Source organism: Nonomuraea sp. KM88 (assembly GCF_052245635.1).
Classification (GTDB): Bacteria; Actinomycetota; Actinomycetes; order Streptosporangiales; family Streptosporangiaceae; genus Nonomuraea.
The window spans coordinates 357,789-372,487 of sequence record NZ_JBQQCC010000006.1; the positions used below are offsets into that span (position 1 = coordinate 357,789).

The 14,699-nt window shown below is 69.3% G+C and carries 13 protein-coding genes; 5 read left to right on the forward strand and 8 right to left on the reverse strand.

Annotated elements, in window-relative coordinates; translation table 11 throughout:
• Positions 1-3: 3 nt before the first annotated feature.
• The 6 genes from ACTWPV_RS21015 to ACTWPV_RS21040 form a co-directional block, all read right to left on the reverse strand.
• Positions 4-1,245: an MFS transporter gene (locus ACTWPV_RS21015; RefSeq protein ID WP_443153093.1), complete on the reverse strand. Its 1,242-nt coding sequence runs from the start codon at positions 1,243-1,245 to the stop codon at positions 4-6.
• A gap of 8 nt (positions 1,246-1,253) precedes the next feature.
• On the reverse strand, positions 1,254-2,510 hold the full coding sequence (locus tag ACTWPV_RS21020; RefSeq protein ID WP_443153094.1) for a hypothetical protein: 1,257 nt from the start codon (positions 2,508-2,510) through the stop codon (positions 1,254-1,256).
• On the reverse strand, positions 2,507-4,273 hold the full coding sequence (locus tag ACTWPV_RS21025; RefSeq protein ID WP_443153095.1) for an alpha/beta hydrolase family protein: 1,767 nt from the start codon (positions 4,271-4,273) through the stop codon (positions 2,507-2,509). The genes ACTWPV_RS21020 and ACTWPV_RS21025 overlap by 4 nt, the downstream gene beginning before the upstream one ends.
• A gap of 91 nt (positions 4,274-4,364) precedes the next feature.
• Positions 4,365-5,462: a ThiF family adenylyltransferase gene (locus ACTWPV_RS21030; protein ID WP_443153096.1), complete on the reverse strand. Its 1,098-nt coding sequence runs from the start codon at positions 5,460-5,462 to the stop codon at positions 4,365-4,367.
• Positions 5,463-5,719: 257 nt separating this feature from the next.
• Positions 5,720-6,868: a serine hydrolase domain-containing protein gene (locus ACTWPV_RS21035; protein WP_443153097.1), complete on the reverse strand. Its 1,149-nt coding sequence runs from the start codon at positions 6,866-6,868 to the stop codon at positions 5,720-5,722.
• Positions 6,869-6,892: 24 nt separating this feature from the next.
• A complete protein-coding gene (locus ACTWPV_RS21040; RefSeq protein WP_443153098.1) occupies positions 6,893-7,930 on the reverse strand; it encodes a serine hydrolase domain-containing protein in 1,038 nt (345 codons plus the stop codon).
• 210 nt (positions 7,931-8,140) lie between these two features.
• Between ACTWPV_RS21040 and ACTWPV_RS21045 the strand changes: the two genes are divergently transcribed.
• The 4 genes from ACTWPV_RS21045 to ACTWPV_RS21060 all read left to right on the forward strand — a co-directional run bounded on the left by ACTWPV_RS21045 (position 8,141) and on the right by ACTWPV_RS21060 (position 11,441).
• Entirely contained in the window at positions 8,141-8,767 is a 627-nt protein-coding gene (locus ACTWPV_RS21045) for a TetR/AcrR family transcriptional regulator (protein WP_347646561.1), read from the forward strand.
• Between the two features lie 114 nt (positions 8,768-8,881).
• The gene (locus tag ACTWPV_RS21050; protein ID WP_443153099.1) at positions 8,882-9,664 is read left to right on the forward strand and encodes a hypothetical protein; all 783 of its coding nucleotides are present in this window, start codon (positions 8,882-8,884) and stop codon (positions 9,662-9,664) included.
• Between the two features lie 177 nt (positions 9,665-9,841).
• Positions 9,842-10,966 (forward strand): serine hydrolase domain-containing protein, encoded by a 1,125-nt coding sequence (locus ACTWPV_RS21055; RefSeq protein ID WP_443153100.1) that lies wholly within the window; start codon positions 9,842-9,844, stop codon positions 10,964-10,966.
• Between the two features lie 184 nt (positions 10,967-11,150).
• The gene (locus ACTWPV_RS21060; protein ID WP_443153101.1) at positions 11,151-11,441 is read left to right on the forward strand and encodes a hypothetical protein; all 291 of its coding nucleotides are present in this window, start codon (positions 11,151-11,153) and stop codon (positions 11,439-11,441) included.
• Between the two features lie 150 nt (positions 11,442-11,591).
• Here the strand turns inward: ACTWPV_RS21060 and ACTWPV_RS21065 are convergent, their stop codons facing one another.
• Together ACTWPV_RS21065 and ACTWPV_RS21070 are read right to left on the reverse strand one after the other, a co-directional pair.
• Positions 11,592-12,995, reverse strand: a complete 1,404-nt coding sequence (locus ACTWPV_RS21065) for a hypothetical protein (protein WP_443153102.1) — start codon at positions 12,993-12,995, stop codon at positions 11,592-11,594.
• 187 nt (positions 12,996-13,182) lie between these two features.
• On the reverse strand, positions 13,183-13,746 hold the full coding sequence (locus tag ACTWPV_RS21070) for a TetR family transcriptional regulator (protein WP_443153103.1): 564 nt from the start codon (positions 13,744-13,746) through the stop codon (positions 13,183-13,185).
• Between the two features lie 79 nt (positions 13,747-13,825).
• Here ACTWPV_RS21070 and ACTWPV_RS21075 point away from each other — a divergent pair, with 79 nt between their 5' ends.
• Entirely contained in the window at positions 13,826-14,689 is an 864-nt protein-coding gene (locus ACTWPV_RS21075; RefSeq protein ID WP_443153104.1) for an SDR family NAD(P)-dependent oxidoreductase, read from the forward strand.
• Positions 14,690-14,699 lie beyond the last annotated feature (10 nt).

The window sequence follows — 14,699 nt, forward strand, 5'->3', positions numbered from 1 at the left end:
CGGTCATTCCGCGTTCCACACCCGGCCGCTCAACAGCGGGATGAGACCCGTGGCAGCCAGCACGCCGCCCAGAACGGCGATCGCGACCGGCACGGAATCGATGGCGGCGACCGCGCCCGCCACCACGGGGCCGAGCGGCATCGCCGCCGCGACGACGGCGCCCAGGAGAGCGAAGACCCGGCCGCGCACCTCTTCTCGCACCTTCGTCTGGATGTACACCGACACGCAGACCGACGCGCACCCGGACGGGACACCGAGCAGCAAGAACAGCACCAGCATCGCCCCGGGAGAGTCGACCACGGCGATTCCCGTCATGGCCAAACCCTGGACGACGGCGTTCAGAGCCAGGACCGGGCCCTTGCGCGAGTGCACGAGCAACCGACGGGTCAGGAAGAGCCCCGCGAAACGGCCTGCCGCCCACGTCCCGGTCAGCAGGCCGTACCAGTATCCGCCGGTGTACCCATGCCCCATCAGGACAGCGGGCAGGAGAAGCGTCAATCCGGCGGCGGCGAGGTCGATGACCGGCAGGGTGGGCGCCACCCGTAACACCACAGCATCCGTACGGACGACCGCGAGCCCTTCCGCTGCCGAGCTCCACCAGCCATGGAACGCCTGGCGCAACGACGCCCGGTCCAGCGTGGCCTCCTGCGGCGCGAAAAGCGGCCGGGCCCGGATCATGGCGGCGAGGGACAGCAGAAACGTTCCGGCATTCATCAACATCGCGGTGGCCGCACCGACCGTCACTGCCACCGCCGCCAGACCGGGCCCCAAGAGGCCGGCGACCATACCGGCCGCGAGCACCCACACATCGAGGCGGATCAGCTGGCCCTCGTTGCGCGCCACGGTCCCGAGCGCCGACTTCAACGCCGGCTGGAACAACATCCCCGCGACCCGGAGCACCATTACGCTGACCAGGATCGCGCCGAGGGAGAGCCCGAACCACCAGAGCACTCCGGCGAGGACCAGCGAGGCGGTCAGCCGTGCCGCGTCCGACCAGACCAGCAGGCGGTGCCGCGGCAGACGGTCGACCAGCACGCCCGCGAACGGCGCCAGCAACGCGCTCGGCAGAAATTGGGCAAGGCCGACGGAGAGCGTCCCGACCGCGGCGCCGTACTGGGCGGTGGCGAACCAGGCCACCGCGGCGAAGAACAGCCGATCGCCGGCGGCGGACAGGGCCAGCGCCGACCACGTGAGGACGAAGTGCTGCGGAAGGCGTGGCCGGGCGGCGGCTTCGGGGGACGGCATGGTTGTCCTTAGAGGGTACGGCTGAGCGATTCGAGGGCCGGGGGCGTCGGGTCCAGCGCCGCGGAGCGGCGCAACCAGTGTCCGGCCGTGCCGGTCAGGCCCGCTTCCGCGTATGCAACGGCCGCGAAGTAGCAGGCCCGCGCCTGCTGGGCGAACTCGCACGAGGCCGCCGCGGTGAAGGCCGCCGCCGCGCCGAGCGGGTCGTTCCGGCCGATCATCACCTTGCCCAGGGCGAACCATGATCGAGCGTCGTACGGATCCAGAGCCACCAGCCGATGCGCCGCTTGGGCTGCCAGCTCATGCCTGCCCACCATGCCGGCGGTCTGGCTGAGCGTCTCGAGCGCGGGAAAGTGGTGGTCCTGCAGCAGTAACCGCAGCGCGGTGTCGTCCGGTCGCTGCGCGGCCAGCAGTGCGTCCGCGTCAAGCAGGTGATCGAGCGCCGCCTGCGCCTGGCCGTCGAGGAAGGGACGGAACGCCATGGCCCGGTGCAAGGTGCTGCGGAGCATGGCGGATGAGAACTCGTCGATCTCCGTGTCGTCCGCGAGATCCTGCAGGATCGCCGTGCCGAGCGCGTAGGCACGGCTGAGCCGGTCGCCCGTCGGCCGGCGCGCCTTCCCCCGCCGGACCAGCACGAAGCGGGTGAGGCGTACGCGTTCAGCGTGCATCAGCGTGGGGTCCGTGGCCCGATCCAGCAGCGCCTCTTCAAGCCCGTCGCTCGTGCCATGTTGGAGGAAGAAGGTCGAGGCCACCTCGGACGGGCGGTCGCTCTTTCCCATGGCCGTGATCAGGTCGGCCTCGGGCTCGACCCCGTACAGATCGAGCACGCTCTGCTTGGCGCCCAGCCGCCACAGGATCTGCGCCGCCTGCCGGAACGCGTTGTCCGGTAGCCGGCGCGGTTCGGCGATGCCGGCGCAGACCCGGCCGAGCAGGGAGCCCGGCGCAGCGGCGGCGGAGGGCGCCAGCGTGAGCCCGATGTCCCGCAACCTGCCGAAGCCGGCCGCGACCAGCAGGCGCCACCGGCTCGGCACCATGGTGTCCATCGGCAGCGGAAGTCTGGTCCCGCCGTTGACCAGCAGGTCAGCGAGCAGGTACGTGGTGCGCGCGTGCAACGGCGCCCGCGGCGACGGGGAGCGCAGGTCGAAATACGTGGCACACGCCTCGTCCTGTCCGGCCGCCGCCATGTGCCGCAGGCGGATGGCGAGCGCGGTGCGTTCACTGGGCGGTGCGTAGCCGCGTAGCGCCGCCATCGCCGCCTTGGCGTTCATGACGAACCAACTCCTCTGAGCCACGTGTCCAGAAAGCGCATCGTCTCGGCGATGGACTCTCGACGTCGTGGTATGTGCGGCTCACCGTCGAGCCGGAGCACGGCCGACGGTCTGTCCCGGTTGACGGCTCGCTCCGTGATCGCCGCGGAGGCCGTGGTGTCGGCAGTGCCATAAATGACCCGCCAATGCTTCGGAAGATCGCGAGCCTCCTGCTCCGGAGCGGGCGGCTGCGTGTCCGCGGGGAACGCCTGGCGGAGGAACCTGCTCAAAAGGCTGTTCCCCGTCGCCGGGTCGGCGCCCATGGCCAGCAGGTCGCCCGTGGTCCACGGACCGTTCATGGTGACCAGCCCGGCGACCGGCGCCCCCAGGTGGGCCGTCGCGCGGGCGGCCAGGAAGGCACCGTAGCTGTGCCCGACGAAGGTTGTCTGAGAGGTGTTCAGGCCGAACCGGTACGTCAAGGCGCCAGCCGCCTCTGCCACCAGCGCCGCGTCGCGCGTACCGAACTGGCCCCGGCGAAAGACCGGGAGGCGGCCGAGAACGGCCGCGGTGTAGGGCGACTCCAGCTGGACGGCGACCCAGCCGCTCTCCTCGATCGTTTCCACGATGGGATCCCAGCCGGGCAGCCACTCGCCGTACGGACCGCCACGCAGCATGATCACCAGGCCGGTGGGCGGACGGTCGGGCGGGAAGGTGATCATGCGCAGCGAGCCGCCGGACACCTCGACCGAGCCGAACTCCGGGTGGGAGAGATCCGCACGCGACAGGCGTGCCGTCTCGATCGCCATCGGCGGCCTGCGGTGCCGGGTGGCGATCGCTGCGGCAGCATCACCCGAGCGGTACAGCCGGCCCAAGGTCCACCCGGCGAAGACCTCACTCGTCCGGCTGCCGTCATCGAACGAGTGTGTGACGAGCGCCGAGTCGGGCCACTGACGGCTGATCCAGCACAGCCTCTCCTCATCCAGCCAGCAGATCCCTGGTTCCGCCCTGGCGTCCGGGACGTCGACGACCCGGCCGTCCTCGACCAGGATCACCCGGCCGCGGAGCACCAACGCGATCCGCCGCCCGGCCGGCGAGACCGCCAGGTCCTGTGGCCGGGCGTCTAGGGTGATCGTGGTGATCTCCGGTTCACTCTCGTGCCAGGAGACGATCCGCAGATGGAACCCTGCGGAATCCTCGCTCACCCAGGCCACTGCGGCGGTCCCCACCGCGCGTACCAGCTGGGAGACGATCTCACCCAGACCGCTCGCTTCCCAGGGCTTCTTCTCGGGCTCCGCCGAAGGGAACCGTATTCCCACCGGGCCGATGACACAGAGCTGGGACCCGACGACGCAGGGCATCTCGCCGTCCGCGAGGTCAGTGACCCGGGCGAGGGAGGGCAGGGCGACCACCGCCGCCGAGGCCGAGCCGCCGCCGATCTCGGCGAGCAGGCGGCCGCCCGCGTCGCCAAGGATCCGGCGGACGCCGCCACCGAGGACGTTATGGAGGTCATCGCGGTCCGGTGCGCGGACGACCACGCGCTCCGCAACCCCATGGCCCTCGACCACGGCCACGCGGCCGTCGCCCAGCACCGTCACCGACAGGGGCAGGGAAACACGCATCGTCCGCCTGACGAGATCGTTGACGTCGTTTTCGTGCAGCATCCTTTTCCCCGCGTCGGCCGCCCACCGTTGCCGGCCGTAGAGTTCGAAGGTCGCCTGAGCGCCGATAGGCGCGGCGCTCAGGCGACCATATTCAGAAGTGGTTAGTCGATGCCGTACTCCCACTCAGTGAGCACGTCGTACATCTCCACGACCTCGTCCGAGACAACGATTTCCTGCATTCTGTTCACCTCCCATCTGAAAGAAAGGTTCATTTTCATGCCCCGTGCGTTTGGCAACCGATCAGGCAGTCGTCGCGCGGAGCAAGCTTGAGGAAATGTCCGTCCAGAAGGTTCGGGCCCTTCTGCATGACCTGGTTCAGGGTGGCCGGCTCCTGGTGTCCGGCGAGGTGCCGCACGGCCTCCTGGACCAGCAGCGCTGAATCGGCGCACGGCTGCGGGGAGAGCGTGCTGGCCGCGACCAGGGCGAACCGGTCGAGATCGGCGAGGACGGCGGCACCGGCCTGGCCGGCACGGGCCAGTAACATCGCCTGGAGGCAGCCCGCGCAGGCAGATCGTCCCGGCACGAAGAACGGACCGACCCGCCCGCCCCCGGTCTGGATGGAGGGGACACCCAGGCGCAGCGACGCCTGCGACACCCACAGCCGGATGGTCCGGTGCGGGGTGTCCGCCGCTCCGATGATCAAGTCGCTGTCGTGCGCGGCCACCGCGATTTCCTCGGGGCCGGCCATCATTTGCTGCTCGAATCGCAGGTCGGCGTCCGGGAAGAGCGAGGAGAGGCGCTCCTGCAGGACCTCTGCCTTGGGCCGGCCGACATCGTCCGCGTCCACGAGCGCCGTCCGGTTCAGATTGCTGACCGCGACCACGTCGCCGTCCGCGGCGGTCATGGTGCCGATGCCGGCCAGCAGCAGCTGGTAGACGATCCAGCTTCCGGCTCCGCCCAGTCCGAGGACGAAAACGCGCGCCGAACGGAGCCGTTCGAGATATCCGAAGCGATCGACGTCCGAAGTCTCGTACGCGCCGAAGTAGCGCAAGGAGCGCGCATGGCGTTCCAGCACGGCGGCAGGGACGCTCGTCGGCCGGGTCGGCGACTGGAGCGCCCCTATGCCGTCCAGCGCCTCGAGGAATCGTTCGGCGGTGTCCTGGACGTCCGCGTTCAACCCGCCGCCCGCGCCGGACAGAAACTCTGCTCGTGACGTGCCGGTGATCAGGGCCTCGGCCGCTTCCGCCCACGCCGGCGAGAAGGGAACGGAAAGGGACCGCCCACGACTGTTGATGACGATCCGCGACTCGACGACCAACGTCGCGACATTCTGCCGCAACTGAAGCAGGTCATCGTACGCACCCTGCGACACCCTCGCACCTCCGGCCGGGATCGAACAATTCAGTCGATGGGCCGGTTCGGTGTCGGCTCCAACAGGAAGCGACGATAGAGATGAGCGCTATGAAAGGGCTATGAGACCGATATAACGGCATGTTCTCTGAGGGCGGGTGCCCGGGACGCAGGCGTGTCCGATCCATGGATGCGGCATGGAGAGGCGCCGACAGGTCTCGCCGGGCGTGGCGCACGACCGCCGATGGACGCGGGCGCGCGTTCCCGGGCCGGCGAGGCCTAGCTCTCGGGGCAGAGCACGGCCTCGGCCGCCTTCTTGACCAGCGGGTCGATGGTGGGATCGGTGTTGTTCGTGCCGAGTGTGACGGACAGGACGAACTGCACACTGCCGTCCCGCGAGTTGTACGTGAGCGCGCTGAAACCGCTCGAGCCGCCCTTCGTGGTCCCGTACTCGCCGCCGCACACCTGCGAATCGGCGGGTTTCCGCGACGGGGCCTCGGACGACTTCGGCTCGGGAGCGGGGCGTCCGGCGTTGAGCGCCTCCTTCTCCTCCTTCGTCAGGACCTTGTCCAGGGCGAACGCCCGGTGGAAGGTGCTCAGATCGTCGGTGGTCGAGATCACGCCGCCGGCGGCGTAGCCGTAGCTCATGTTGAGACGGTCGAAGTCGTGCAGCTTGCCCTTGTCGTCCGGATAGTAGCCGTGACCGTGCCGGCCCTTGATGCCGCCGGGCCACCTGGTGGGCAGGTAGGTGTCGTCCATGTGGAGGGGATCGAAGATGCGCCGCTCGAACTCCCGGGACACGGAGTGGCCGGTGAGGTCCTCGATGATCAGCCCGAGGAGCATGTAGTTGGTGTTGGAGTAGGAGAACTTCTCGCCCGGCTCCTGCGACCGCTTCACCGTGCGCGACTTCTTCACCAGCTCCAGCGGCGGGTAGTAGGTGTCGAAGTCGAAGAAGTCGACCAGTTCCTTCGTGTACCAGTTGGGGATGCCCGAGGTGTGGTGGATCATCTGCTCCACGGTGATCTCGCCGGCCCGCTCCACCAGGTCCTTCTCGACGACGACCGGCAGCAGGTCACCGAGCTTGTCGTCCAGCGACAGCTTGCCCTCCGTGACCAGCTTCATGATGACGACCTGGGTCATCAGCTTGGTCTGCGAGCCGACCCTGAAGCGGGCGCCCGCGGGGATCCTGCCGCCCTTGTCGTTCAGCAGGCGGGTGCCGGCCGAGCCCTTGCCGGCCTTCCTGCCGTCGACGTAGACCGCGCCGATCGCGCCGACGATCTTCGAGCTCTTCGCCAGTTCCGACAGAGCCTTCTGCACGTTGCCCAGCCGGGGGCGGTCCGTTTCCGCGGAGGTGGCAGGTGCCGTGACGCCCAACGTCAGCATCGCGCAGGCCAACCCGGCCAGGCCGGTCGCTGTCGCACGTTTCATGATGGTTCCTTTCGATGGGCCCCGTCACTGCGCGGGGCAGAGCAGTGATTCGGCGGTTTCCAGCACCTTGTCCGGCAGGTCGCCGGTGCTGGTGTTGGGGACCTTCAGGGTGATGTTCACGCCGAGTTGCGAGCGCCCGTCCTCCGTGGTGAAGAGATAGGCGAGGGATCCCGGGCCCGACCCGAGGGCGGCGATGCCGATGCACGTGCCGGGCTGCTCCTTGGGGGGCCGCTTGCCGGCCTGATAGCGCCAGAAGGCGGCGAGGTCCTTCGCGGTGGAGACGACGCCGCCCGCCGCCCATTGGTTGGTCGCGTTCTGCCGGTCGGCGTCGCGCAACCTGCCCTTGTCGTCGGGGTAGTAGCCGTGCCCGTGCGGACCCTTGATGCGCTGCGTGGGTCTGGTGGGCAGGTAGGTGCTGGTCATGCCCAGCGGCTTCCACAGCCTCCTGGCGAAGGCCGCGCCCAGGCTGTCGCCGGTCTCCTTCTCGATGATCAGGCCGAGCAGGACGTAGCCGGTGCTGGAGTAGGAGAACCTCTCGCCCGGTTCCTGCTCGCGCTCCAGCCCTCGGGAGACCTTCAGCAGATCCATCGGTGAGTGGTAGGTGAGGTCGAAGAGGTCGAGCTTCCCGCCGTAGTCGGGGACGCCGGAGGTGTGCTTGAGCAGGTGGTCCACGGTGATCTCGCCGGCCCGCTCCACCAGGTCCTTCTCGACGACGACCGGCAGCAGGTCACCGAGCTTGTCGTCCGGCGAGAGCTTGCCCTCCTCCACCAGCTGCGCGATCACGGCGGAGGTCATGCCCTTCGTGTGCGACCAGCCCCGGTAGCGGGAGTCAGAGGGGATCCTGCCGCCCTTGCCGCCGATCAGGCGGGAGCCGGCCGAGCCGCGGCCGACGCGCCTGCCGTCGTGGAACGCCTCGCTGATGACGCCCACCACGCCGGCGTCCTTGGCGAGCTCTTCCATGGCCCGCTGCACGTCCCCGATCCCGGACGGGGTGGCGGCCGCCGCGGGGGCGGGATGGGTCAGCAGCGCGGCACACGCCAGGGCGGCCGTCGTACGTTTCATGATGTCTCCTCAGATCGCGCGGCCCGGGCGGTGAGATGTCGCCGGGGTGGCACACGACTGCCGGGGCCGGGGTCGAACCCGGCCCCGGCAGGCGCGCCAGCTCCCCTCGCCGTCCTTTATGGCCGAGTGGATGTTTCCTCCTCGTTTCCCGGGAGAGGCGCCCCGGCCCTTCTGTAGTCCGCATCTAGAGTTCGGCTAGCCTTGCTCCTCGTGAGCGAGGACAGGAAGCCCAACAAGAAGGCGCAGAAGTCCGCCGAGACCCGGCGCCGGATCCTGGAGGCCGCCGGGGAGCTGTTCGTGGCGCAGGGCTATGGCGCGACCATGCTGCAGCAGATCGCCGACAGGGCGGGCGTGGCGGTGCAGACCGTCTACTTCGTGTTCGGCAACAAACGCCGCCTGCTCAAGGAGCTCGTCGACGTCACGATCGCGGGCGACGACCGTCCCGTGGCGACCCTCGACCGGCCGTGGTTCCGCGACGCGCTGGACGCCGCCACCGCTCAGGAACACCTGCGCCTTTACGTGGCGGGCACCCGGGCGGTGCTGGAGCGGGTGGCTCCGATGACCAAGGTGCTGCAGATCGCCGTGGCCACCGACCCGGAGATCGCCGACATGTGGCCCGACGAGCGGGATCCGCGCTACACGGTGACACGGACCGCCGCGGACAGCCTGATGGCCAAGCCGGGGGCACGCCCCGAGGTGTCCCACGCCGCCGACCTGCTGTACGGCGTGCTCAGCCCGGAGCTCTACCTGGTGTTCACCCGTGACCGGGGCTGGACGCCCGAGCGGTTCGAGCGCTGGGCCCACGACACCCTGCACTCCCAGCTCTGCACGAACTGACGGGCCGCACGGACCCTGGTCGGAGGCCGGAGAACAGCCACTACGCTGGTGCGGACTTGATCTTGGCTCGGCGCCTGGCGCCACGGGCCTTCCGCAACGACGAGGTGCAGCATCGTGGTCACGCACGAAGAGTTCTCCAGGCCGGCCTTCGAGCCGCGCCGTTCGCAGCGTGAGCGCTTCGACCAGGCACTCGACCGGTTGAGGGACGAAGGCTGGCAGATCGTGGACGCGGGACGGTTCGCGGCCGACACCGAGACGAGCGGCCTGCTGAGCCTGCCCGCCGACCTGGCCGATCACTTCGCGCCCGGCGGCGGGCTGGTCAAGGACGTCACGATCTCCTGGCGCGGCGGGTTGCCGTCACGGATCCAGTCGATGTTCGCGCGGGAGGCTCTCGTGGCCTCCGTTCCCGGCCAGGCGGAGCAGGACGACGACCACGACGCGCTGCTGGACCTGGACGCCGAGGAATTGAGCAGGCGGGCCGACGAGGCGATGGAGGCGCTGTTCGCCGCGGTGCACGGCCTGAACAGGCCGGAGGAGGGGTTCGTCACCTGCCTGGCGGGCGACGAGGTCTCCTCCGACCTGTGCCGCGTCGTACGCGCCTTCGACCGGCTCGCCGAGCAGGGCTATTTCGCCGAGCCCGACCTCTGGCCGACGGTCTCCGGGGCGTGGCAGCACGTCCACGAGGCCGGGGCGTCGGCGAAGGCCGTCTTCTGGACCACGCAGGCGCACAGGTCGTGTTTCGACGCCCGAGGTGACCTGGTCGACGAGCTCGCGCTGCAGTGGGCCGGCGACCGGGATCTGATCGCGCAGGTCCTGTCCGCCACCGGACTCGTGGTGGAGAGCCCACAGGACACGGGCACCACCTTCCTGCTCTGCCCGAAGCGGGCCGATCGCTGAGGACCCAGCAGATCACCGCCCGTCATCCGCCGCCCGGCGTCGCGCGGCCGACGGGCGAAACAGCCGGGAAACCGCCGCCCGTCTAGACAGTCGCTACGAGTCCGGGCGGTAGGCGTCTCGCACCCGATGCGACCACGCCCGGCATTTCCTGCAGAGAGGATCTTCCTCGTGAGGCATGTGAAAGCAGTTGGTCTGGCCGGCCTGGCGTGCGCGATGCTGACGCTGGGCGTCGCGGCACCCGCGACCGCCGCGGAAGCGGGCCGGCCCCGGATGGGGGACGTGCAGAAGGCTCTGTCAGAGCTGGCGAAGAGCCCAGAGGTGCTCGGCGCGATCGGCGCGCTCTACGTGGACGGCAAGAGAGTCGGCAAGGGCTCGGGCGGCACGCGTCTCCTCGACGGCGAGGGCGGCAGGATCCCGGCGGGCGCCCGCTTCCGGATCGGGTCGCAGACCAAGTCCATGACCTCCGCGGCCATCATGAAGCTGGTCACGGAGGGCAAGTTCGGCCTGGACTCCAAGCTCAGCGAGGTGCTGCCGGTCGTGGTGGAGAAGGACCTGGTGGAGCGGGCCGACGAGATCACCGTGGAGCAGATGATCCACCACACCTCGGGCATCCCCAACTGGTACACCCCCGAGCTCATCGACTACTTCGACTTCGAGACGAAGTACACACCGATGGAGCTGATCACCAAATCGCGCACCCTTCCGCGCGAGCAGGAGCCGGGCGAGAAGTTCTCCTACTCCAACACCAACTACTACCTCCTCGGCCTGATCATCGAGGAGGTGACCGGGCACTCCCTGGCCGCCGAGTTCGAGGAGCGCTTCTTCGAGCCCTTGGACATGGACGACACCTACCTGCCCACCAGGTGGCCCGGCAGCATCAAGGGCCCGCACGGCCATGGCTACTTCCCCGACGAGAACGGCAAGCTGGTCGACTTCGACGACCAGAACATGAGCTTCGGCTACGCGGCCGGCGGCGTGATCTCCACCACCGACGACCTGAGCACCTTCCACCGAGCGTTCGCCACGGACAAGATCCTCACGAAGGAGGAGAAGAAGGCGCTGAACGCCGGCCGGTCTCCCTCCGAGCCGGACCGCTCCCCCAACCTCAACGTGTGCGACGACGAAGGCACGTACGGACGCGCGAAGGGCAGCTCACCCGGCTTCAACGCCCTCACCTTCAGCACCGAAGACGGCAGCGTGCAGTTGCTCATGTCGCTCACGCTGGCCACCGAGCACAGTGACCCGGCCATCGACCCCCTGGCCAAGAAGGCGGCAGAGGCGGTCCTCTGCCCCGGGAAGTAGAACACCACCGCGCCGCGCGCCTTCACGTCCTCGTGCTGGACGCGCCGACGTCCATAGCAGAGAGAACACTGATTCCAGGTCCAGGCTGCACACTTCGCCCGGATACCCGGACACGTCAGTGAACACGTGCGGGGCCCCAGGCGAGCATGTGTACGTTCGCCTCATGAACAGGAGAATCTCTGCCGTGCTCGCGTCAGCTGCCGCCATCGCCGTCGTCTCGCTCACACCCGGCGTCGCGAAAGCCGACCCTCCACCGACCGACTGCCATCACAACTTCGGCTGGCAGGACGACTACACATGGGCCCGCTGTGACAAGGGCTCGGGTTATGTGCGAGCCATCGCCACGTGCTCCAACGGCAGCAAGAAGACGACCGCCACCGGCCCCTGGAAGGGAATCGGCGTGCAGTCGAACGCGCATTGCCCGACGTCACACCCCAAGGCCGTGGATCACTACTTCGACATCAAGACGTACTGACGCTCACGGCTCGCGGCACGGCATCGCCGAACATCCGGCGATGCCGTGTCCTTGGAGGACACAGAGGTCCTGGCGGCCGAGAGGGCCTTCGGCAGGACGGGTGGTCGACCGTCGATCCTCCGTGACGACACGGACGCCGCCGGTCCGCGACTATCCGGCGGCGTACAGCTTGGCGATCCGCGCGCCGAGATCGGCGCCGTAGTCGTGGTGGTAGACCTGGGCGGAGCAGTAGACCGGCCCGCCTTGCCGGGCCAGGCCGGCGGTCCAGGTGACGGCGTTCTCCACGCCCGGGTCGCTCAGCTGCAGGCCGGTGGCCACGATGTCGTCCACGCTGACGTCGACGAAATAGTCGCTGACGCCCTTGCGCTCGTACAGCCGCCACTCCAGCTTCACGCTCCTCGCCCCGGCCAGCCTGGCCGTCAGGTCGACCGTGACCCTCTGCCACGCCTGGTCGTTGGCGGCGACGTCCTGCTCCCACACCACCTTGCCGTCGAGAAGCAGCTGCTTCACGTGGTAGCCGGCCGGGTTGCCACGGCCGCGGCCGTCGCCGTGCCAGAAGCTCACGCTGTACTTGCCGGCGCCCGGCGTGAGCTGGACCTGGCGGCTCGCGCCGCACCACATCCCCGCCTTGGTGGCGGTGTCTCCCTCAACGACGAAGCTCAGCCGCCCGTTGCCGGCGCGGGCGAGGTTGTCGCCCGCGGGCCGGGTCCACCCGCCGTCGCGGGACACGTAGGGGAGCTTGTACTGCACGACCCCGGCCAGCTCGCCCGTGCGTACGTGTTCGAGGGCCTTCTTCGTGACGGCCTCGACGTAGCCGACCGTCGGCTTCTGGGCGGCGTGGCTCAGCGGGTGGGCGTACGGCATCAGGTAGACGTCGGTGCCGGGAAGCCGCTTGGCGAGCTGCTTGACCTGGTACGACAGGCTCCACGTCCACGACGTGTCCCGGTGCGGCGCGTCCCGGAAGGGGAAGATCACTCCATCGAGCAACGGGACCTGCTCAGTGATGAACGCGTCGGTGAACTGGCTGTAGTAGACCGTGGGGACGAACTTCAACGAGGGGTTGATCGGCTTGGCGGCCGCGCGCATCTTCTTGACGTACTCGGGCGTGAACGTCCTGAGGTCGTAACCGTAGTCGTCCACGGTCCAGCCGACCAGGTTCGGGTGGGCCTTGGAGAGGGTGGCGATCTCACGTGCCCATGCCACGTAGTCGTGCTTGTACGGCCGGGAGACGCAACAGCCCGCCTGGCTCGGCGAGTACACCAGCACCCAGACGTCGATCCCGGCAGCGGCGGCGGCCGGGAGGAACTCCTGACGCAGGTCCTCCCAGTGCACGTTGTCGCCGGCCATCGGATAGACGTAGGTGTTGGCGTTGAGGGCCGTCAACCCCGCGATCATCACTTTGCTGTCGACGTGCCTGATCCCGTCGGCCCGCGGCTCCTCCTCCCGTATGAGGTTTCCCGCGGTCCCCACCACGCCGGGGTCCTGGGCGTGGGCCACGCCGGGGAGCGTCGACAGCAGCAACGCGACGACCATGACGAGCACAGAACGGGACACCGGGTTCCCTTCAGCAAGATCCGTTGATGAACGCGGTCAGCATAGGAGGCACCGGTATGGCGCCGGTATGCCACCGCTTTGACACGGCAGCGCGGGTGCACGGGCCCGGGCACTGACGCCACCGTGTCGGCGACGATGGCCGAGCTGTCCTGTGGCCGGATCTCGCGTACGAACAGCCGGCAGGGGGTCAGGTGAGGAACGCCGGGCGGAGCATGGTGAAGGCTCGGTCGACCAGGGTGAGGCGGTCGACGGCGCCACCGCTGCGCAGCCATTCGCGGGCCACCGCGTCGAGGGCCGCGCCCGCCGCTGCCGCCGCCAGGTCGGCCTCCAGCGGCGGCATCCCGCGCTCGGCCAGTGCCTGGATGATCCGGGTGCGGGCCTCGTCGCGTTTCTGCAGGAGCCTGGTGCGCAGCGCGGGCGTGGACTCGATGAGCCGCATCGCGTCGGCCTGCGCGTTGATGCGCGACTCCCAGCCGCGCAGCACCGCGTGCAGGCACTGCCAGGGCTCCTCCTGCGGCGGCCGGGCGGCGATCTCCCGCGCGACCTGCTCCCCCATCGTCTCGATCTCACCGAAGACGACGTCCTCCTTGGTCGGGAAATAGCGGAAGAAGCTGCGTTTCGACATCCCGGCCGCCCTCGCGATGTCGTCGACGGTCGTCTCGTCGAAGCCGCGCTCGGCGAACAGCTCCAGCGCCCGCCCGGCCAGTTCGGCGCGTACGGCGCGCCTGGTGCGATCCCGCAGACCTTCCATGCATGCAGTCTACACCGATTGCCATCTGTGGCACTCGATGTCATATTTGGTCCATCGATCTCGAAGGTGGTGGATCCTCATGCACGGCAAGACCGTCCTGGTCACCGGCGGCACCGGCGGCATAGGCAAGGAGACCGCGCGCGGGCTGGTCGCGCGCGGCGCCCGGGTGATCCTGGTCGGCCGCGACCCCGCACGCGCGCGGCGGGCGGCGGACGAGCTCGGCGCGGGCGGCGGCCGGGTCGAGGCCCTGGCCGCGGACGTGACCAGGCAGCGCGACCTCGCCAGGCTCGCCGCTCAGGTGGCCGAACGTTGCGACCGGCTGGACGTCCTGATCAACAACGTCGGTACGAACCCGCCACGCCGCACCCTCACGGAAGACGGCGTGGAGGCCACCTTCGCCGCCCACGTGCTCACCCCGTTCACGCTCACCCACCTCCTCCTGCCCCTGCTCGGCGGCCGGGTCGTCAACCTCACCGGAGGCATCCCCGGCGGGCAGATCGAGCTGGACAACCTGCAGGCGGAGCGGCGCTACCTGGGGTGGACGTTCAGCCAGTACAACCACACCAAGACGATGCTCATGGCGATGAGCCTGCGCTTCGCCGAGCGGGAGCAGGTGGCCGGCAGCGGCGTCACGGTCAACGTCGCCTACCCCGGCCACGGTCACACGCCGATGAACGAGTCGATGACGGCGGCCGGGTTCCCCTACGTGTACCGCCCGATCGTCCCGCTGCTGCGGGCCGTGACACCGCGGGTCTTCGGCGACCTGAGCAAGCCGTCCCGCTCCAGCGTGCACCTCGCCTCCAGCGGCGACGTGGAGGGGGTGACCGGGACGTACTTCAGCAGCAAGTGCCGCCGCGCTCCCTGGCCGGCCAGCGCGCTCGACCGGCGCAACCAGGACACGATCTGGGCTCTCTGCGAGGACCTGACCAGGGAGACGATCTGATGTCACGCCC

Excerpts from the sequence above, each read along its gene's own strand:
- ACTWPV_RS21015 (WP_443153093.1), bottom strand. The coding sequence starts at position 1,245 with ATGCCGTCCCCCGAAGCCGCCGCCCGGCCACGCCTTCCGCAGCACTTC.
- ACTWPV_RS21020 (WP_443153094.1), bottom strand. The coding sequence starts at position 2,510 with ATGAACGCCAAGGCGGCGATGGCGGCGCTACGCGGCTACGCACCGCCC.
- ACTWPV_RS21035 (WP_443153097.1), bottom strand. The coding sequence starts at position 6,868 with ATGAAACGTGCGACAGCGACCGGCCTGGCCGGGTTGGCCTGCGCGATG.
- ACTWPV_RS21040 (WP_443153098.1), bottom strand. The coding sequence starts at position 7,930 with ATGAAACGTACGACGGCCGCCCTGGCGTGTGCCGCGCTGCTGACCCAT.
- ACTWPV_RS21070 (WP_443153103.1), bottom strand. The coding sequence starts at position 13,746 with ATGGAAGGTCTGCGGGATCGCACCAGGCGCGCCGTACGCGCCGAACTG.
- ACTWPV_RS21075 (WP_443153104.1), top strand. The coding sequence starts at position 13,826 with ATGCACGGCAAGACCGTCCTGGTCACCGGCGGCACCGGCGGCATAGGC.